Source organism: Piscibacillus sp. B03 (genome assembly GCF_052246295.1).
Classification (GTDB): domain Bacteria; phylum Bacillota; class Bacilli; order Bacillales; family Alkalibacillaceae; genus Piscibacillus.
Window position 1 is genome coordinate 26,700 of the sequence record NZ_JBQQCO010000017.1, and the last position, 18,244, is coordinate 44,943.

Genomic DNA, 18,244 nt, shown 5'->3' on the forward strand with positions numbered 1-18,244 from the left:
CTCCTAATCCTTTATAAAAAATCCTTCTGGTTGAATCGATTCGAACGCGTTAATACGTTCTTGGAAAGCTTCACCTTGTTTAATCGACAGTGCTGTTAACACGGCGTTTAGGAACGACATCGTGACCGGTGCTGCATCGAGCGTTGACCGAATCGGCAGTTGAATCGGAATCGTCACGTCTGCAAACTCTGTGATCGGTGCTATGTCACTATCCGTGACTGCAAGGACCTTGATGCCGTGACGCTTGGCTTCACGTGCTAGGTGCAACGTTTGTGACACGTAGCGGTGGAACGAGAAGACGATGAGTGTCGTGTCTGGTTTTAGGTCTGTGACAAGAGTAATGAGGTCGCTATGTTGTTGGTCGTAAAGGTGACCTTTACCTGTTACTAGATTAAGTCCGAACGTAAACCACTGCGCAAAACTCGCCGACGTCCGTACTCCAGCTACATAAACTTGACTCGACTGATGAATCGTCTCGATGAAAGTTTCAATGACGTCCTCAGATAGTTTTTCTAACACATTTTGAATGTACGTTTGATCACGCTGCATCAGCTCGTGCACTAATGACCTAGAGTCCTGCTGATTTGGTTTCCCCTCCGTAAACGCCGATAAACTTCTTTCGGTGTGAAAGACCTCTTTTTGAACGGCCTTTTGGAAGTCACGAAATCCTTTAAAGTCAAGCAACTGTGCGAAGCGGATGATTGTCGATTCACTGACGCCGATGAGACGACCCAACTGCTCAGCCGAGTGTGTTGCAAACACCTGAGGCTGCCGCTTGTAGTAATCCACAACTAACTGCATCTTCTTTGATAGTGAATGAGTGTCGATCTCTTCTAACATGAGAAGTGGCTCCTTTGGAATATTTTGAAGGGAAACCTTCATATTTTATTTATATGAAGGAAAAGAATTATTTTGTATAAGTTATCACAAGTTTTAAAAATTCGCAATATTTAAATTAGGTAAATGAAACTTTGTATGTTTTAGTAAAGGTAAGGAATTTGCCAAATTCATAGATACTTGAAAGTTGTCATAAGACAAATTATTCAGCGAATACCCATTATATAAAATACAAATGGGTGGGTATTCTATGTCTAAGCAACTTAAGATTGTTAAGCTTTCTCAGATTAAACTAGAAACTAAGTATAGGCAGAGAGAGAAGGATCTGAGTCTAGAGTTAGATCTTTCTAGGAATGGATTGAAAGAACCGTTAATAGTAGAAGCAGTAAATAAAAATTTGTATATATTAGTTGATGGTTATCGGCGTTATTACGCTCTTGATTTTTTAGAAATAGAAGAGGCATGCTGTATCGTAGAGGAACAGACGTCTAAAGAACACCGAATTATAAAGAGATTAGGGAGAGAGTTGCAAACGAAAAAGAGGACCGCTTATGAATTGGAAAGAATGATCAAAGACTTACTGAGGCATAAAGACTATAATTCAATGATAATTTCACAGCTTTGTGGTGTTAGTGAAGAGACTATTAATAAATATCTACTTGGTTCTGATGTTAACCCGGAATGGCTAAGAAGAGGAGCCACTACGGGAGCAGGAAGGCATGGATTTACCGTTATCCACCATTTAAATGTAAGTGATGATATAAAAGGGAAAATTGCTGAGCGCTATATTAATCGAGAGTTTCCTAAAACAACACTTGATGTTATAAATAAGATAACAAAAGAAAAAGGATTTAATAGTTTATCAGAAGAGTATGTGGAGGCATGTATTAATGATATTATTTTGCACCAAGCAAGTAGTTACCAAGGCGCTAAATATATCGTTGACGAATACGCGCTGAAATTAAGGTTTTCGAAAAGCAATCATGCCTCTATTCATGACTTGGTATTCAAACTACTAATGAGGATTGAAGCGTTCTTTAACAATAAACACTATGTTAATCATTTGACGAACAAGCAGAGGGCAAGACTAATTATACAGCTCCATAAACTGTTGTCGAAAATAAGACCCCATATAAACTGGGCTGATGTTCATGCTGAGGAATTAAAAAGGAGATCTAAGAAATGAATAAGGTTTAATATACCCTTTCCCAGCAAAGCTTGTCATAGAGAAGGAAAGAGTTTTAGTGGAAAATAGTAATAAACCACATGGAAATGGTACTATTGATCCTAATAATTTTTCACCATTTCCTAAAAACCCTACTATTGCAAAGTTTTTCAAAGAAATAGGACGTGTTGATGAGCTTGGTTCAGGTGTCCGAAACACTTATAAATACAGTAAAATTTACTCTGGTGGAGAGCCTGTATTTATTGAAAGTGATGTGTTTAAGACTATTATTCCATTAAAATACATTAGCAACCAAAATAGTGACCAAGTTAGTGACCAAGATGAACGTACTGAGAAGTTACTAGAATTCTGTAAAATTCCTAAAAGTAGAAGTGAGATACAGGAATTCATGAATATTAAAAGTAGGCGTTATTTAAGGAATAATATCTTACGACCTTTAATTGATGGTGGTCAACTTGAATTAACAATACCTGATAAACCAACTAGTCCTAAGCAAAAATACTATACGAATAACTAATGAAATTACTCTTTATGTTATTTGACATGTTTATGGATAAATATTAGGTTCACTTTACTTCGGTGGGCTATTTTTATTCAAACAAACGTTTGTTTTAAATATGTAAATGTCATTTCGTATACCGATTCGCATAACTACTCGCTACAAACGCATCTGGTTTGATCTTAGGTTCCGCGCCCATGGATTCAATACGTGCAACCATTTCGTTAATGAACACACGAGTTTTGTTGCGCTTGCCAGCTCCAATATCAATATGTCCTTCCATCGTAAAGCTCGCACCACGATCGACGTATGGGAGGACGATTTCATACATATCATCTTTACGTTCTTGTGTGAACATGCTAAACACACCTTCTGAGTAGGACGTTTCATAAGAAATTTTTTCATGAAGGTTTGTCATTTTTCGTGGAACTTTATTCTTCTGAAAGCACGCCCAAACTCCTTTACCTTCACATTGAATGACGATTCCAGTAATGAACGATGTATAATCATGATGCACCTGAGAATCCGTCCCGATCATGAGTTTGTAGTTTCCATTAGGGTGCCGCCTCATAAAGGCTAGGATATGACGGAAGACTTGTTCAAACGTCATACTTTTCTCTTGAGAATTTTCAAACGTATAGTTGTGTAACTGAAAGTTGAACATGAGCCAACGACCTCTCATAACGACTTATTGTCATTATTATTCACTGTTGGGTATATTTTATGAGGGAGAGCTGGGAATAGTGTGGGATTGAACTAGTTTAAGTCACTAACATAATTTTTAAAGGTGTTCGTCATGAATTGTAGAATTATGTTAAAGAGGGGGCTATTTAATGAATGAACATAATGAATCTAGATCGAATAAGAAATTCTACAATATTCTAAGAGGGACGCGTAACAATGATATTAATGGTGAAGAAATAACGTCATTTGAGCGGTTTGAAAAGCTTTTAGAAAAGGTAGGTAAGATTGAGCTTGATGAATTAAAGGTCATTGCTGATAAAATACCAAACTTCAATACGCTTGCAGAAGGGTACTTTAATACATTAAGTATTTCAAGTGAGAGATACTTTGAAATATTAGGGGAGCAAAACAAAGAACTATTAAAACAACTGGAACGTGCTAAAAAACCTGAAGAAGAGGTTGAGATTTTGTATGAGCTTAAGGAATTTAGAAAAGAGAGTCAAAAATTAACTAGTGCTATAAACCGACATGCAGATAAGCTTGTCTTAGGTGGAGGAGTTATGTTAGCTGTTGTTTTAAAAGCATAGATGAATAAGAAGTAAGTGGATGTTTTCTAATAATAGTATATACACAGAGAAATAAGCAGACCCTTCATTAGGATCTGCTTAATTTTGCTTTCGTTTTCCTCGTTTGCCAAATAGTGAAGGCAATCGACACAACCGTAAGGACTAAGAATGTTGCTGAGATTGGGCGTGATAAGAAGAGTGTCCAATCTGGGTTTGTCATGAACGCACGTCGTAAGTTAACTTCTGCGATTGGACCTAAGATGACACCGATAATCGCAGGTGCCAGTGCGAAGTTGTACTTCGTGAATAGGTAGCCTATGATGCCCATCGCTAGTAAAATATATAAGTCTGTGACGCGGTTATTTAAGACGAATGTTCCAATGACGCACAATACTAGAATTATTGGAACGAGTAAGTGCGTTGGTACCTGAGTAACTTTTACAAAATAGCGCATGCCGGCAAATTGTGTCAGTAACATCCCGAACGAAGCGATGAAGAAGGCGACGAATATACCTCCAACGATATTCGGTTCATCAACGATTAGTAATGGACCAGGTGTGATGCCGTGAACCATTAGTGCTGATAACAATACAGCTGTTACGGCTGAGCCTGGGATGCCTAATGCGACAGTTGGGATTAAGTCACCACCGACTGTTGAGTTGTTACCTGCTTCGGATGCGACCACACCTTCTTCGCAACCAGTCCCAAATTTCTTAGGATCCTTAGACCATTTTTTCGCCTGGTCATATGCGACGATGTTGGCAATACTACCTCCAGCACCGGGAATGGCACCGATAATCGAACCGATGAATGATGAGCCGACGAGTGTGCCTGGTTTCTTTAAGACGGCTTTTAAAGTCTGAATCGGCTTTAGCACAAATTTGACTTCTGCCGCATCTTCTTTTTGTTTGTCTTCTAAACTTTTGTCTAACTGTGATTTTTCCAATGATTCCATTAAGCGTGAGATCGCGAACATTCCGATTAAGACGACTAGAAACGGGATGCCTGCTCGAAGGACGCTCATGTCAAATGTGAAGCGGGCGAATCCCATAATCGGATCGGCTCCGACAGTTGAAATGAGTAGTCCGAATAGTCCTGCGATGAGACCTTTGATCATCGAGGAGCCTGTGACGCTGGCGATGATTGTTAACGCTAAACAAATTAAAGCGAACATCTCCCATGGCCCGAATTTTAGGGCGAATCTGGATATTTGTGGAGCGATGGTTACAAGTATGAACAAGCTAATAATCGAGCTTAGGAAAGACGCCCAAATTCCGATTGATAGTGCTTTTCCAGGTTCGCCTTTTTTCGCCATTGGGTAAGCGTCAAAGGTGGTCGCAACGGATGATGGTGTACCAGGAATACCGAGAAGTGCAGCACTAATTAACCCTCCAGACATTCCACCGACAAAGACGCCGATCATGGCTGCGATTCCTGTGACGGGATCCATTCCGAATGTTAGTGGGAGGGTGAGGACGATGGCCATGGCAACGGTGAATCCAGGGATCAATCCAGCGATCACGCCCACAACGACTCCTATGAAAATGACAAGTAATATTTTAATGTTTAAAATTTCTCCAAAGCCTAAATAAAGTAAATCAAACATGGCGTGTCCCTCCTCTTAGAAGAATAATCCTGTTGGGAATCTGACTTGTAAGACGTTCTGAAAGAAAAGATATAGGCTCACAGTTAAAATGAGTGCGATGCTTGAGATTGTGATAATATCCTTTTTTGTTCTAGGGCCGATGATTAAGGCCGTTGTGACCACGAATAGAATGGTCGATATAATAAATCCGATTATTTGGATCGCTAGGATGTAAACGAGTAATAATGCTAGAGTGATGAACACTAGTTTATGTTCGATTAATATGGCGCGAAGGGATTCCTTTAATGGTTTTCCTTCGCGTGTTTTTATGAGTTGAATTGATTTTTGAATAACTAAAAATAATGATAGTAGACCTAATAGAATCGCGATGAGCTGTGGGAAAGAACCTGGATCTAATTGGGATTCATTCATCGATGGTAGGTCTCCGGTTTGTGTGTAGATTAAGATGGACAGAATGACAAGCATGATTGCCAAGATTAATTCGCCCATGTGGGTTCCTCCTAACTAAAAATAGAGGGAAGACGAGTTCCCTCTATTCATTTATTCTTCTGAAATTTCCGAGATAATATCACTGATGATTTGGTCTTGGTTATCTAGGTACTCGTTATATTCATCTGTTCCCATGAAGTTAACGCTTGCACCAACGTTTTCAACAGCTTCGATATAGTCTTCATCATTTGCAGTTTCTTCTAATGCTGCTTCTAGCTTTTCAATGACTTCAGGTGGTGTGCCTTCTGGTGCCACGTAACCACGGTTGATTCCCATCGTGATGTCGTAGCCTTTTTCAACAAATGTTGGAAGGTCTGGTGTACGATCAACGCGTTCTTCAGTTCCGATGGCGATGAATTTCATATCGCCTGATTCAACAAAGTCGCTACCTGATGGGTAGTCAACGATTGCTGCATCGATGTGGCCACCTGCAAGTGCTTGAATGGCTTCAGCGATTCCTTCATATCCGACTAGATTGTAGTTGATATCTAATTCACGTCCGATTTGTTCCACCCAAACGCGAGGGATTCCGGCAACGGTTCCGCCGAATTGAATCTCGTTTTCTTGTCCATATTCAACGAATTCTTCTAATGTATCGACACCTAAGTCGTCGGATACGGCTAAAATCTGATCAGATGATGACATCGATGCGATTGGTTCAAAGCTATCGTAATTGATTTGGGTTACATCGGAGTGGTGTGCGACAAGTAGTCCTTCGTGTATTTGTCCGATGTTATATCCGTTTGCATCTTTATCTGTTAGTTCTTCCAAACCAACTGTACCGCCGACTCCGGGCACATTGACTGGAACTATGTCTGTTCCGATTTGGTCTGATGCGTGATCGGCTACGAGTCGACCTTCGATATCACTTCCGCCACCTGGTGACCACGGAATGGTCATTTCAATTTCTTGTGATGGATAATCCTCGACTGATTCTTCGTCGCCACCGCCACATGCAGCTAGTGAAATGGCTGCAGCTGGTAGCATGGCTGTTGCTATTAGACGCTTCATCTTTTTCATTTTCGTACTCCCCTTTGTTTATTTTATGTGTTAAAGGTTTTCTAACAATTTAGATTGTTTCAAACATTATAATTGAAACAAAATTAACCGTCAACAGGTAAAACGCTTTCTTTTAGTTAAAAAAATATTATTTTTAACAACATTTTGTTTATTTGATAGATGTAAGCATTAACAGACTATAACTAAAAAGCCTATTAAAACGCTAGTGTAAGCGATTTCTTTCATAAAATGAATTGTGTCGGCATAATGTTTACAAAATGTAATTTAAGCGCGATTAATTTTATTTTTTTGTAAATAATCTGATGATTTTTATTTCTTTGTGTGATAGTATGTTCTACAATTACAAAACAAAAGAAGGGGAGATGACGATGGTTCAATATGATCCAATGTATTACCCGTACGCATCTAGGCGTAATGCTGTCTATGGAAAAAACGGGATGGTTGCGACATCTCAACCGTTAGCAGCAGAAGCGGGAATTGAAATTTTGAAAAAAGGCGGAAACGCGATTGATGCAGCGATTGCAACGGCAGCGGCTTTAACAGTCGTAGAGCCAACGTCAAATGGAATCGGGTCTGATTCGTTTGCGTTAGTTTGGGTGGACGGTAAGGTTCATGGATTAAACGCGAGTGGCTATGCGCCAAAAGGAATTTCAATTGAGAAGTTAAAGGATGCAGGTTATGAGGAAATGCCGACTTTCGGTAAAGTGCCTGTCACTGTGCCAGGAACGCCTAAAGGTTGGGCGGAGTTGTCGGAGCGATTCGGTAAGTTGCCGTTTGAAGAGCTGTTTGACCCGGCGATTCGTTATGCGGAGGAGGGTTTTCCGCTTACGCCGACGTTAGGTTTCCATTGGAAGAGTGCTTATAACAAGTTTAAGAAGATTTTTAAAGACGATATCTATGACGAATGGTTCAAGGTGTTTGCGCCTGATGGCCGTGCGCCAGAAACTGGTGAGTTGTGGAAGTCACCGGGCCATGCGAGAACATTGCGTGAGATTGCTGAGACTAAAGCTGAGTCGTTTTATAGTGGACAATTAGCTGATGAGATTGATGCTCATTTTAAGAAACACGAAGGATTTTTAACAAAAGAAGATTTGGCGAGCTATCAACCTAGTTGGGTCGATCCGATTAAGGTCAATTACCGCGGCTACGATGTGTGGGAGATTCCTCCAAATGGGCAAGGGATTATTGCACTGATGGCGTTGAACATTCTGAAAGGTTACGATTTTAACGAAAAAGAGAGTGTCGACACATATCATAAACAAATTGAAGCGATGAAATTGTCGTTTACAGACGGGCTAGAGTATATCACTCAGCAGGATCACATGGATGTTGGTGTGGAGGAGCTGTTGTCGGATCAGTATGCGGATGTGCGCCGTCAGCTGATTGGCGATGAAGCACTTGACCCGACACCAGGCGAACCACAGCGCGGCGGGACGGTTTATCTGTCTGCAGCTGATGGGGAAGGCAATATGATTTCGTATATTCAAAGTAACTACATGGGCTTCGGTTCTGGGGTTGTCGTGCCAGATACGGGAATTGCGATGCAGAACCGTGGGCATACGTTCTCGTTGGACCCTGAACACGTGAATTCACTTAAGCCAGGCAAGCAAACGTATCACACGATAATTCCTGGATTTTTAACAAAAGATGGTGAAGCAGTCGGGCCATTTGGTGTGATGGGTGGGTTTATGCAGCCACAAGGCCACGCACAAGTTGTGATGAACATGGTTGATTTCGGATTGAACCCTCAGGCCGCGTTGGATGCTCCACGCTGGCAGTGGATGAAGGATAAGACCGTGAAAGTGGACCCGCTATTCCCAGAGCATCTCGCTCAAGCGTTACAGCGTCGCGGACATCATGTGGAGCGCAGCCTTTATCACCATGAGTTCGGCCGCGGACAGATTATCGTGCGCGATCCAGAGACCGGAGTGTTGTGCGGTGGAACCGAACCGAGAACAGATGGCCACGTGGCGGTTTGGTAAAGTTAGATAAATTAACAATAAGGGTAGATAAAATAGCGTTTTTTACTGCGTCGACAAAATTCGCGGTAGATATTTTCGGATATAGGGTAGATAAAATGGTTTTAGGGGTCGATAAATTAACATTTAGGGTCGATAAAAAAGCGATTTTTACCGAGTCGACAAATTTCGTGGTCGATATTTCTCTAAATGGGGTCGATAAATTTGAAACTGGGGTCGATAAATCTTGTTTTGAATCAGTAAGTCCCCCATTAAAGCTGGCACAAAGACCTTAAAAATAAAAAAGCTTCCTCGTCATGAGGAAGCTTTCCCTATAGTTTCAACCCAGTCCGGCTCTTGAAGCGGCGAAGCAGGATGTGACTCTCGACTCGCGTGATACCATCTAGTGCATACAGTTCTTCGTTAATAAACTTCTCTAGTTCGTTGAAGTCTTCAACGAGAACGTGGGTATGTAAGGTGCTTGGGCCTGTCATTTGGTAACAGCTTGCGACCTTTGGATTTTCAGCTAGTCGTTCAGCCACGTGTACGAGGTGGGTTGGGTCGCAGTCAACGTTGAAGAACGCTGACACGCCTTTACCGACTTTTTCTGAATTAATGACGACGCTGAATTTCTCGATGATGCCAGCTTCTTGCATTTGGTTAATACGATCGCGGACAGCGACTCGCGATAGATCGAGTTCTTTAGCTAAATCGACGTAAGACATTCGGCCTTCGTCGCTTAAGATATTCAGGATTTTAATATCTGTCTCTGTAAGTTTCATGTGTTTTCACCACTTTTAATAGATTAATATATTTCACATTATAAGAGAAAAAGTGGATTGTGTCACACTTGATTTTTGAAAAATTTGAAAGTTATTACATCCGAGAGTGAGGTGAGCCCTATGGATTTCACATTGCAGAAAAATATTTTTATCAGTTTTTTCCGTTCTAGCATGCTAGGTTTCGGGGGTGGTCCATCAACAATACCGTTAGTGCACAAAGAGGTCGTTGACACGTACAAGTGGATGAACGATGAAGAGTTCGCTGACGTCTTAGCAATTGGTAACACGTTGCCAGGCCCGATTATGACGAAAATGGCGGGCTATATTGGCTATAAAGTTGGCGGTACGTTTGGGATGCTTAATGCGCTTGCGGCTGCAGTCCTTCCAACCGTTCTCATTATGATTACCCTCATTGGTGTGCTCATTGCCTACCGTGACACCGCGGTGGTGCAGGGAATGACTCAAGCGATTGCGCCAGTTGTTGGGGTGATGCTATTTGTGCTAGCTTACTCGTTTATTACGAAGTCAAAAGAAGCACTCGGCTGGACCCTAGCTATCATTTTAAGTGTGGTCAGTTTAATCGCATATGTTTGGCTGAACATGCATCCCGCAATTTTAATTGGTGCTTTAATTTTATATGCACTTTTCAGTAAACCAAAACAAACATCATGAGAGGAGGAACATTATGATTGATCTGTGGTATTTGTTTTTAGCTTTTCTCATACCTGGAATTGTTGGGTATGGTGGTGGCCCAGCATCAATTCCGTTAATTGAGCATGAAGTGGTGAAGAATTATGGGTTCTTGACGACGACTGAGTTCGGTGAAGTATTAGCTCTTGGGAATGCACTTCCAGGTCCAATTGCGACGAAAATGGCAGGGTACATAGGCTATAACGTGGCTGGCGTACCGGGGGCGATTGTCGCATTAGTCGCAACCATCGTGCCATCACTTATCGCGATGATCTTGCTATTGGGCTTGATTATGAAATTTAAAGATTCGCCTAAAGTGAAGAAAATGACGTCGCTCATTCGTCCAACGATTGCAATACTATTATTTGTCTTAGCCTTTCAGTTTGTTGATACATCCTATCAATCGGCAGGTATTTGGCAGACAGTCATTCTCGTTGTAGCTAGTTATCTTTTACTTGAAAAAGTTAAACTGCATCCTGCATTCGTCATTATGGGGGCCTTAACATATGGGGCCATTTTCTTAAGTTAATATATCACATTTTGTTATTAAAAATTTTCATAATTAACCAAAAAGTGAATATTTATTCACTAAAAATAATAAAAAAGTAATTTTTCCATTGATTTTTGTTTATTTTTGTTTATAATATTCTTTAAAATCTTTTTTGTCTGACTATTAGATTAAATCAGTAAAGGGGGTAAGAGATTGTGTTAAATTTAATCGTTTCGAGGTTTGTGCAAATGTTCTTCTTGCTTATAGGGATCTCATTTATCGTCTTTATGAGCATGCATTTCGCCCCTGGTGATCCTGCTCGAATCATTGGTGGACCGACAGCTTCAGCATCGGATATCGAAAGTATTCGTACGAACCTCGGGTTAGATCGACCCGTATTGGTTCAATACTGGGACTACTTAGTTGGCGTTCTACAAGGTGACTTAGGTTATTCCTATCAATCTAACGAATCGGTGAACGCTGCTATTGCAACCAGGTTCCCTAACACTCTTAATCTAGCGATTGCGAGTATGATTGTCGCCGTCATCATTGGCGTGGTCGCAGGGATTATTTCAGCGTTAAAGCAAAACTCTTGGTTGGATGTTTTTACAACAACTGGAGCCTTAGCTGGAATCTCCATCCCGAACTTCTGGTTAGGGACGATTTTAATCTTAATTTTTGCGGTTAACCTTCAATGGTTTCCGGCTGGTGGATTAAGCGCACCGTTCTGGACAGCACAAGGAATGAAAGAGTTAGCCCTACCAGCCATCACACTTGGGACAGGGTCAGCAGCTCTAATCGCCAGAATGACAAGGTCTTCAATGCTCGAAGTCATACGTTCTGATTACGTTAGAACGGCCAGGGCTAAAGGTGTTAAAGAGAAAATCGTCGTGTTCGTCCATTGTATGAGAAACGCCATGATTCCAGTGATCACCGTCATCGGGATGAATTTTGGTTTCTTATTAGGCGGCACGATCATTACGGAACAAGTTTTCGCAATTAATGGGGTTGGTCGTTTAATGATTGATGCGATTGCGAATCGTGACTTTCCGATGGTGCAAGGATCAGTCTTACTTGTTGCAAGCTTATTCGTTGTCGTGAATTTAATTGTTGATATTGTGTATGCCTTCATCGATCCAAGAATCAGTTATGACTAAAAGGGGGGAGTTGAGATGTCAACACAAACAGCAACTGCTGGAAGTATTAAAAACATAGAGAAAGATAGCGTCGTTAAGGATACGTTTAAACGAATGATGAAAAACAAATTGGCCGTCGTTGGAATGGTTATCATCATCATTCAAATCATTCTTGCCGTCTTCGCACCTTTATTGACTGGCTACGCACCGGATGCTCAGAATTTAACTGCTCGGGAGTTGCCCGTTGGTTCAGAAGGGCACTGGCTAGGAACAGATAACTATGGGCGTGACATGTGGAGCCGAATTGTCTACGGAGCTCGAATCTCGATTCTCGTTGGACTTGGGTCAGTTGCATTAGGGCTCATTGGCGGTGTGATTTTAGGATTACTATCCGGCTATTATAAAAAATTAGACGCTGTGATCATGCGTTTTATGGATTTACTTTTCTCATTCCCAGGAATTTTACTAGCGATGTTAATCATTGCAATTCTTGGGACAAGCTTAGTAAACGTTGTGATTGCGATTAGTATTTGGTCGATTCCAAACTGCGCAAGAATTGTTCGCGGAAGTGTTTTATCAGCGAAGAAGGAAGAGTACATCTTAGCACAACGATCACTCGGTTCTAGTGACCGACGGATTATGTTTAAACATATTTTGCCGAATATAACGGCACCGATTATTGTATTTTCGACCATGCGTATGGCAACAGCGATTTTATCGACGTCGTCGTTAAGCTATTTAGGACTCGGTGCTCAACCGCCGACGCCTGAATGGGGCGCGATGATTGCAGCTGGTCAGGATTATATGTGGACATCACCTCATATGACAATTGTGCCAGGGATCGCGATTATGCTCGTTGTGTTCGCGTTTAACGTTGTCGGTGATGGATTAAGAGATGCATTAGATCCAAATATGGATTTGAATTAAAAAGGAGGACTTAAAGTGAAGAAATTTTTACTAAGTATGGTCGCTATGGGAGTTCTAGTATTAGCGGCTTGTAGTGGAGGAAGCGAGAGTCAACCAGAAGGAAATAGTGGACAAGAAGGTGGAGATGGTGGTGATGTCGATCAAACTCTTACATACGCCACAACATCAGATGCACCAGGGTTATCTCCAATTGATACGAATGACAGTGTATCATCACATGTCATCGAGCAAGTCTATGAAACTCTTTTTGTAAGAAATGCGGAAACAGGAGAAATTGAACCGCGTTTAGCAGAGTCTTATGAAAACCCAGATGACAACACTTGGGTAATTAAGTTAAAAGAAGATATCGAATTCCAGGACGGGACACCTTTTAACGCTGAGGCAGTTAAGTATACGTTTGAAACATTTTTAGATCCAGACCGTGCGGCACCGCGTGCATCGCTTTTAGCACCAGTTGAAAGCATTGAAGTAGAAGATGAATATACGGTCGTCATTAAGACGGAAGAACCATACGGCGCGATGCTAGCGGCCTTATCACATTCGAATGCAGCAATCGTAAGTCCTGAAGCAGATCAGAATGGCAACATTAATGAAGATCCAGTTGGAACAGGTCCATTCCAGTTTGTTGAGTGGACGAAAGGCGACGAGATTGTGTTAGAAAAGAATCCAGACTACTGGAGAGGCGAAGCAGATCTAGAACAAGTGACATTCAAGGTTGTGCCATCTGTTTCAACAGCCATTTCTATGATGGAAACAGGTGAAGTTGACTTTATTGACGGTGTGACGTCTGAGCACACAGCTCGTTTAGAAGGTAATGATTCAATTGAACTATTAACTAAAGAAGGAACACCTGTTTATTACCTCGGTTTTAACATGGAAAAAGAACCGATGAACAATCCTGAGTTTAGAAAAGCACTAGCACATGCGATTGACCGTGATGCGTATGTTGACTCGTTAGATGGATTAGGTGTTCGCTCTAACAGTTTCGTCGGCCCACAAGTTTTTGGATATGATGAAGGTGCTGAGGATGCAGGCTATGATTATGACCCAGAGAAAGCTCAGGAAATCATTGAAGAGAATGGGTTTGGTGATCAAACATACCACATGTTAGTGGCGAACCGTGACATGTACATCAACATGGCTGAAATCGTACAAGCGCAATTAGGTGAAGTTGGGATTAACGTTGAGATGGAAATGATTGAGTGGGGCACATTCTTAGATATGACAGCTGAAGGTAATTTTGAACTAACCTTTATGGGTTGGTCGAATGTCACAGGTGATGGTAGTGAACTTCTTTACCCGAACCTACATTCAGACAACGTTGGAGCGTCTAATAGAATGAGATATTCAAACGAAGAATTCGATCAATTAGTGGATGCTTCACGTAATACGACTGACCAAGAAGAACGTCAACAGCTGATTGCTGAAGCTAACGAAGTTCTTTTACAAGACGCACCAGTCGTTCCAATGCACCATGGTGTGATTGCAGGTGCAGTAGTAGATTCTGTTAAAGGGCTAGAGCTTTCACCAACAGGAAGCTGGGAACTATACCAAGTTACTAGAGAGTAGGGATGGTAATGACAGAGCATATATTAGACGTCAACAATCTAGTTACTTCCTTTCGAACAGCTGATGGGGACCTCACAGCTGTTCGTGGGGTTTCTTTTTCCGTTGACCAAGGCGAAACGCTATGCATCGTTGGTGAATCTGGTTGTGGAAAAAGTATTACCTCGTTGTCCGTCATGCAATTGCTCCCTAAAAACGGTCAAATCGTCGATGGGTCAGTTCGTTTTTATGGTCGTGAATTGACAGGTTTAAAGGATGAAGAAATGCGCCAAATTCGTGGAAATGAGATCTCAATGATTTTCCAAGAACCGATGACAGCGTTGAACCCTGTGTTTACAATCGGATTTCAAATCCGTGAGCCATTAAGAATTCATGAAGGACTATCGAAAAAGGAAGCGACCAAACGAGGGATTGAACTTTTAAACCAAGTAGGGATTCCGTCACCAGAGAAACGAATGAACCAATTCCCTCACGAGTTAAGTGGCGGGATGAGACAACGTGTGATGATTGCAATCGCCTTAGCTTGTAACCCGAAATTGTTGATTGCCGATGAGCCAACGACCGCACTAGATGTGACGATTCAATCGCAAATACTAGATTTAATCGATGATTTAAAGAAAAAGTTCAACATGGGCGTCGTCATGATCACCCACGATATGGGAGTGGTCGCAGAGGTAGCCGACCGCGTCATGGTGATGTATGCGGGTGAAAAAATTGAAGAAGCAGATGTTGAGACAATTTTTAATAACCCACAACATCCTTATACGAAAGGGCTGCTAAAATCGGTCCCGAATGTTGATGATGCGGATCATAACTTAGAGCCTATTCCAGGATCACTACCTAGTTTGAAAGAAGAAATAGTCGGGTGCCGGTTCTATGATCGTTGCGAATTTGCGACGGAAAAATGCCGCAGTCAATCACCACCGAAATTCAATGTAGGAGACGGTCATGCCGTCAGATGCTGGTTACAGGAGGAATCACAAGATGAGCGAACAGCAAACTATACTTAAACTCGATCAGTTAAATAAACATTTCCCTGTACGCGGTGGTTTGTTGAAGCGAGTGAGGAATCATGTCTATGCGGTCAATGATGTTTCGATTGACGTGAACGAAGGTGATTCAGTTGGCATTGTTGGTGAATCCGGTTGCGGGAAGTCGACACTTGGGCGGACGATTTTACGTTTGGAAGAGCCTACTAGTGGTGAGATTTGGTTTAAGGGTGAAAATATTACTAATTTAAGCGAGCGGCAGCTTAAAAAGTTCAAACACGACATGCAGATGATTTTCCAGGATCCTTTCGCTTCGTTGGATCCGCGTCAACGAGTGGGCGACACGCTAGAAGAACCGTTTGTCGTTCATACGGACTTATCGAAGGAAGAGCGTAAGGAAAAGGCGATTAAGTTGTTGCGAGAAGTCGGTTTGGACGAAACGCACTACTATAAATACCCGCACCAGTTTAGTGGCGGGCAGCGCCAACGAATCGGGATTGCACGTGCTATAGCATTGAACCCTGAGATGATCGTCTGTGACGAAGCCGTATCAGCGCTGGACGTGTCGGTACAAGCACAGGTCATTAAATTGTTGAAAGAACTACAGGAAGAGTACGACCTGACGTATCTGTTTATCTCACACGACTTGGGTGTTGTGCGCCACTTTTGTAATAAGGTGCTGGTCATGTATTTAGGCAACATGGTCGAGTGGGCGCCGGTTGATGAGTTGTTTGAGAACCCGATTCACCCTTATACAGAAGCTTTATTGTCGGCGATTCCGAGACCCGTGCCAGGACTTGAACGAAACAAGATTGAGTTAAAAGGAGATCTCCCAAGCCCAAGCGAACCACCAACAGGCTGCCCATTCCATACGCGTTGTCCAATCGCCACCGAAGTATGTAAAGAGGTGAAGCCCGAATGGCGCGAGGTCAGACCGAACCATTATGTCGCGTGTCATGAGCGCGGGTAGGTTGGTTAATTGTTGTAAGAGTGGCTTCTATCGACAATTCTGTGCGCCTAATCGATAGTTGAGCTGTTCCATTCGACAATTGGAGCACGCCAATCTACATTTCGGGGCTGCCAATCGACAATAGAACGTTCCCAATCGACAATCGGGGCTCGCCAATCGACAATAGAACGTTCCCAATCGACAATCGGAGGTCGCCAATCGACGAAAGAGCGCTCCCAATTAACATTTGAAGCTCGTCAATTGACAAACGAGCGGTTCCAATCAACATTAGTGAGCTGCCAATCGACGAAAGAGCGTTCCCAATCGACAATTGGAGCACGCTAATCGAAAGAAGAGCGTTCCCAATCGACAAACGGGGCTCGCCAATCGACAAACGAGCGCTCCCAATCAACATTGGAGTTCGCCAATCGACAAATGAGCGATCCCAATCTACATTTCAGGACTGCCAATCGATAAATGAGTTTTCCCAATCGGCAATCGGAGCTCGTCAATCTACATTTCGGGGCTGCCAATCGACAATAGAACGTTCCCAATCGACAATCGGGGCTCTCCAATCGATAAACGAGCGTTCCTAATCGCCAATCGGGGCTCTCCAATCGATAAACGAGCGTTCCCAATCGACAATTGGAGCACGCTAATCGAAAGAAGAACGTTCCCAATCGACAATCGGGGCTCGCCAATCGACAGAAGAGCGTTCCCAATCGACAATCGGGGCTCTCCAATCGATAAACGAGCGTTCCCAATCGACAATTGGAGCACGCTAATCGAAAGAAGAGCGTTCCCAATCGACAAACGGGGCTCTCCAATCGACAAACGAGCGCTCCCAATCGCCAATATGAAACTACCAATCTACAATTGAGCAAATTCAATGTACAAATCGAAGTTACTTATCAACAATTAAACGTTATAATGAAAGGAAGGAGGTATAGATATGGGTAAAACACCTAAAAATCTGGTTGCAACGTTTTCAATCGTAGGATTTGATCCGAACACTGGGGAACTTGGCGTTGCGACGCAGTCGAAGCTCCTAGGAGTGGGCGCGGTTGTTCCATGGGCGGAGGCGAATGTTGGAGCGGTGGCGACGCAGTCATTGGCGAATACGGCGTTCGGTCCGGATGGTTTGGCGTTACTCAAGGAAGGTAAAACGGCTCAAGAGGCTATTGATGCTTTAGTCGAAAACGATCCGGATGCGTCGATGCGTCAGGTTGGGGTCGTGGACTTCAATGGTAATTCTGCGACGTTTACTGGTGATGGTTGCTATGACTGGGCAGGTGGACGAGCAGGGAAGAACTATGCGGCTCAAGGTAACATTCTAGTTGGAGAAGACACCGTCACCGCAATGGCCGAAACATTTGAACAGTCGGAAGGCAAGCCTTTACCCGAGCGATTAATCGCGTGTCTTCACGCGGCGCAGAAGGCTGGTGGCGACAAGCGCGGTATGCAGTCAGCTGCAATTTATATCGTAAAAGAAAAAGGCGGTTATGGTGGGTACAACGATCGTTACTTAGATCTACGTGTGGACGAGCACGAGACGCCGATTGACGAGCTCGAGCGAATCTATCGTTTGCATCAGTTATATTTTAACCGTCCTAAGGAAGAAAACATTGTCGAGTTGGATGATGAGAAGAAGTTTGCTTTATCTAAGAAGCTAGCAGAATTAGGTTTTTTAGATGAAGGCGGAGATTTTGATGAAGCATTCCGTAACTATATCCATACCGAAAACTTTGAAGAACGTGAGCAAGAATCAGGTAAGATTGATTTAGAACTCTACTATTATATAGTAGGAAAAAATTAACCCCCCTTGTGATATATAAGAGAAACTCCCGCCGTAGCGGGAGTTTCTCTGGTT

At 42.5% G+C, this 18,244-nt stretch carries 19 protein-coding genes; 13 read left to right on the forward strand and 6 right to left on the reverse strand.

Annotation, left to right across the window (positions count from 1 at the left end):
• Positions 1-3: 3 nt before the first annotated feature.
• Positions 4-882, reverse strand: coding sequence for a MurR/RpiR family transcriptional regulator (locus tag ACTWQB_RS11970; protein ID WP_443139422.1), 879 nt, complete (start codon positions 880-882; stop codon positions 4-6).
• A 205-nt stretch (positions 883-1,087) separates the two neighbouring features.
• Here ACTWQB_RS11970 and ACTWQB_RS11975 point away from each other — a divergent pair, with 205 nt between their 5' ends.
• On the forward strand, positions 1,088-2,023 hold the full coding sequence (locus ACTWQB_RS11975) for a ParB/RepB/Spo0J family partition protein (RefSeq protein WP_443139423.1): 936 nt from the start codon (positions 1,088-1,090) through the stop codon (positions 2,021-2,023).
• Positions 2,024-2,060: 37 nt separating this feature from the next.
• On the forward strand, positions 2,061-2,540 hold the full coding sequence (locus ACTWQB_RS11980; protein WP_443139466.1) for a Fic family protein: 480 nt from the start codon (positions 2,061-2,063) through the stop codon (positions 2,538-2,540).
• 109 nt (positions 2,541-2,649) lie between these two features.
• On the opposite strand, the gene ACTWQB_RS11985 is transcribed toward ACTWQB_RS11980, so the two are convergent.
• Complete coding sequence (locus ACTWQB_RS11985; RefSeq protein WP_443139424.1) at positions 2,650-3,186, reverse strand: ribonuclease H-like YkuK family protein; 537 nt, start codon at positions 3,184-3,186, stop codon at positions 2,650-2,652.
• Positions 3,187-3,355: 169 nt separating this feature from the next.
• Here ACTWQB_RS11985 and ACTWQB_RS11990 point away from each other — a divergent pair, with 169 nt between their 5' ends.
• Positions 3,356-3,793, forward strand: a complete 438-nt coding sequence (locus ACTWQB_RS11990; protein WP_443139425.1) for a hypothetical protein — start codon at positions 3,356-3,358, stop codon at positions 3,791-3,793.
• Between the two features lie 67 nt (positions 3,794-3,860).
• On the opposite strand, the gene ACTWQB_RS11995 is transcribed toward ACTWQB_RS11990, so the two are convergent.
• From ACTWQB_RS11995 to ACTWQB_RS12005, 3 genes are read right to left on the reverse strand one after another with little or no spacing between them, the layout of a single operon-like run.
• A complete protein-coding gene (locus ACTWQB_RS11995; RefSeq protein ID WP_443139426.1) occupies positions 3,861-5,378 on the reverse strand; it encodes a tripartite tricarboxylate transporter permease in 1,518 nt (505 codons plus the stop codon).
• A 15-nt stretch (positions 5,379-5,393) separates the two neighbouring features.
• Positions 5,394-5,867, reverse strand: a complete 474-nt coding sequence (locus tag ACTWQB_RS12000; RefSeq protein WP_443139427.1) for a tripartite tricarboxylate transporter TctB family protein — start codon at positions 5,865-5,867, stop codon at positions 5,394-5,396.
• Between the two features lie 51 nt (positions 5,868-5,918).
• The gene (locus ACTWQB_RS12005) at positions 5,919-6,887 is read right to left on the reverse strand and encodes a Bug family tripartite tricarboxylate transporter substrate binding protein (protein ID WP_443139428.1); all 969 of its coding nucleotides are present in this window, start codon (positions 6,885-6,887) and stop codon (positions 5,919-5,921) included.
• Between the two features lie 368 nt (positions 6,888-7,255).
• Here ACTWQB_RS12005 and ggt point away from each other — a divergent pair, with 368 nt between their 5' ends.
• Both ggt and ACTWQB_RS12015 read left to right on the forward strand, forming a co-directional pair.
• Positions 7,256-8,869: a gamma-glutamyltransferase gene (gene ggt / locus ACTWQB_RS12010; protein ID WP_443139429.1), complete on the forward strand. Its 1,614-nt coding sequence runs from the start codon at positions 7,256-7,258 to the stop codon at positions 8,867-8,869.
• A complete protein-coding gene (locus ACTWQB_RS12015) occupies positions 8,863-9,141 on the forward strand; it encodes a hypothetical protein (RefSeq protein ID WP_443139430.1) in 279 nt (92 codons plus the stop codon). The genes ggt and ACTWQB_RS12015 overlap by 7 nt, the downstream gene beginning before the upstream one ends.
• A 36-nt stretch (positions 9,142-9,177) precedes the next feature.
• Here the strand turns inward: ACTWQB_RS12015 and ACTWQB_RS12020 are convergent, their stop codons facing one another.
• Positions 9,178-9,627 (reverse strand): Lrp/AsnC family transcriptional regulator, encoded by a 450-nt coding sequence (locus ACTWQB_RS12020; protein WP_443139431.1) that lies wholly within the window; start codon positions 9,625-9,627, stop codon positions 9,178-9,180.
• A 120-nt stretch (positions 9,628-9,747) separates the two neighbouring features.
• On the opposite strand from ACTWQB_RS12020, the gene ACTWQB_RS12025 reads away from it, so the two are divergent.
• The 8 genes from ACTWQB_RS12025 (at position 9,748) to ACTWQB_RS12060 (ending at position 18,190) form a co-directional block, all read left to right on the forward strand.
• The gene (locus ACTWQB_RS12025) at positions 9,748-10,299 is read left to right on the forward strand and encodes a chromate transporter (RefSeq protein ID WP_443139432.1); all 552 of its coding nucleotides are present in this window, start codon (positions 9,748-9,750) and stop codon (positions 10,297-10,299) included.
• 13 nt (positions 10,300-10,312) lie between these two features.
• Positions 10,313-10,846, forward strand: a complete 534-nt coding sequence (locus ACTWQB_RS12030) for a chromate transporter (RefSeq protein WP_443139433.1) — start codon at positions 10,313-10,315, stop codon at positions 10,844-10,846.
• A gap of 176 nt (positions 10,847-11,022) precedes the next feature.
• A complete protein-coding gene (locus ACTWQB_RS12035) occupies positions 11,023-11,964 on the forward strand; it encodes an ABC transporter permease (RefSeq protein WP_443139434.1) in 942 nt (313 codons plus the stop codon).
• A gap of 15 nt (positions 11,965-11,979) precedes the next feature.
• Positions 11,980-12,870: an ABC transporter permease gene (locus ACTWQB_RS12040; protein WP_443139435.1), complete on the forward strand. Its 891-nt coding sequence runs from the start codon at positions 11,980-11,982 to the stop codon at positions 12,868-12,870.
• 36 nt (positions 12,871-12,906) lie between these two features.
• Positions 12,907-14,439, forward strand: coding sequence for a glutathione ABC transporter substrate-binding protein (locus ACTWQB_RS12045; protein ID WP_443139467.1), 1,533 nt, complete (start codon positions 12,907-12,909; stop codon positions 14,437-14,439).
• An 8-nt stretch (positions 14,440-14,447) separates the two neighbouring features.
• Positions 14,448-15,446, forward strand: coding sequence for an ABC transporter ATP-binding protein (locus tag ACTWQB_RS12050; protein WP_443139436.1), 999 nt, complete (start codon positions 14,448-14,450; stop codon positions 15,444-15,446).
• Positions 15,421-16,395: an ABC transporter ATP-binding protein gene (locus ACTWQB_RS12055; protein WP_443139437.1), complete on the forward strand. Its 975-nt coding sequence runs from the start codon at positions 15,421-15,423 to the stop codon at positions 16,393-16,395. Before ACTWQB_RS12050 ends, ACTWQB_RS12055 begins: the two co-directional genes overlap by 26 nt.
• Positions 16,396-17,326: 931 nt before the next feature.
• On the forward strand, positions 17,327-18,190 hold the full coding sequence (locus ACTWQB_RS12060; RefSeq protein ID WP_443139438.1) for a DUF1028 domain-containing protein: 864 nt from the start codon (positions 17,327-17,329) through the stop codon (positions 18,188-18,190).
• Positions 18,191-18,244 lie beyond the last annotated feature (54 nt).

Excerpts from the sequence above, each read along its gene's own strand:
- ACTWQB_RS11970 (WP_443139422.1), bottom strand. The coding sequence starts at position 882 with ATGAAGGTTTCCCTTCAAAATATTCCAAAGGAGCCACTTCTCATGTTA.
- ACTWQB_RS11975 (WP_443139423.1), top strand. The coding sequence starts at position 1,088 with ATGTCTAAGCAACTTAAGATTGTTAAGCTTTCTCAGATTAAACTAGAA.
- ACTWQB_RS11985 (WP_443139424.1), bottom strand. The coding sequence starts at position 3,186 with ATGTTCAACTTTCAGTTACACAACTATACGTTTGAAAATTCTCAAGAG.
- ACTWQB_RS11990 (WP_443139425.1), top strand. The coding sequence starts at position 3,356 with ATGAATGAACATAATGAATCTAGATCGAATAAGAAATTCTACAATATT.
- ACTWQB_RS11995 (WP_443139426.1), bottom strand. The coding sequence starts at position 5,378 with ATGTTTGATTTACTTTATTTAGGCTTTGGAGAAATTTTAAACATTAAA.
- ACTWQB_RS12000 (WP_443139427.1), bottom strand. The coding sequence starts at position 5,867 with ATGGGCGAATTAATCTTGGCAATCATGCTTGTCATTCTGTCCATCTTA.
- ACTWQB_RS12005 (WP_443139428.1), bottom strand. The coding sequence starts at position 6,887 with ATGAAAAAGATGAAGCGTCTAATAGCAACAGCCATGCTACCAGCTGCA.
- ggt (WP_443139429.1), top strand. The coding sequence starts at position 7,256 with ATGGTTCAATATGATCCAATGTATTACCCGTACGCATCTAGGCGTAAT.
- ACTWQB_RS12020 (WP_443139431.1), bottom strand. The coding sequence starts at position 9,627 with ATGAAACTTACAGAGACAGATATTAAAATCCTGAATATCTTAAGCGAC.
- ACTWQB_RS12025 (WP_443139432.1), top strand. The coding sequence starts at position 9,748 with ATGGATTTCACATTGCAGAAAAATATTTTTATCAGTTTTTTCCGTTCT.
- ACTWQB_RS12030 (WP_443139433.1), top strand. The coding sequence starts at position 10,313 with ATGATTGATCTGTGGTATTTGTTTTTAGCTTTTCTCATACCTGGAATT.
- ACTWQB_RS12040 (WP_443139435.1), top strand. The coding sequence starts at position 11,980 with ATGTCAACACAAACAGCAACTGCTGGAAGTATTAAAAACATAGAGAAA.
- ACTWQB_RS12045 (WP_443139467.1), top strand. The coding sequence starts at position 12,907 with ATGGTCGCTATGGGAGTTCTAGTATTAGCGGCTTGTAGTGGAGGAAGC.
- ACTWQB_RS12050 (WP_443139436.1), top strand. The coding sequence starts at position 14,448 with ATGACAGAGCATATATTAGACGTCAACAATCTAGTTACTTCCTTTCGA.
- ACTWQB_RS12055 (WP_443139437.1), top strand. The coding sequence starts at position 15,421 with ATGAGCGAACAGCAAACTATACTTAAACTCGATCAGTTAAATAAACAT.
- ACTWQB_RS12060 (WP_443139438.1), top strand. The coding sequence starts at position 17,327 with ATGGGTAAAACACCTAAAAATCTGGTTGCAACGTTTTCAATCGTAGGA.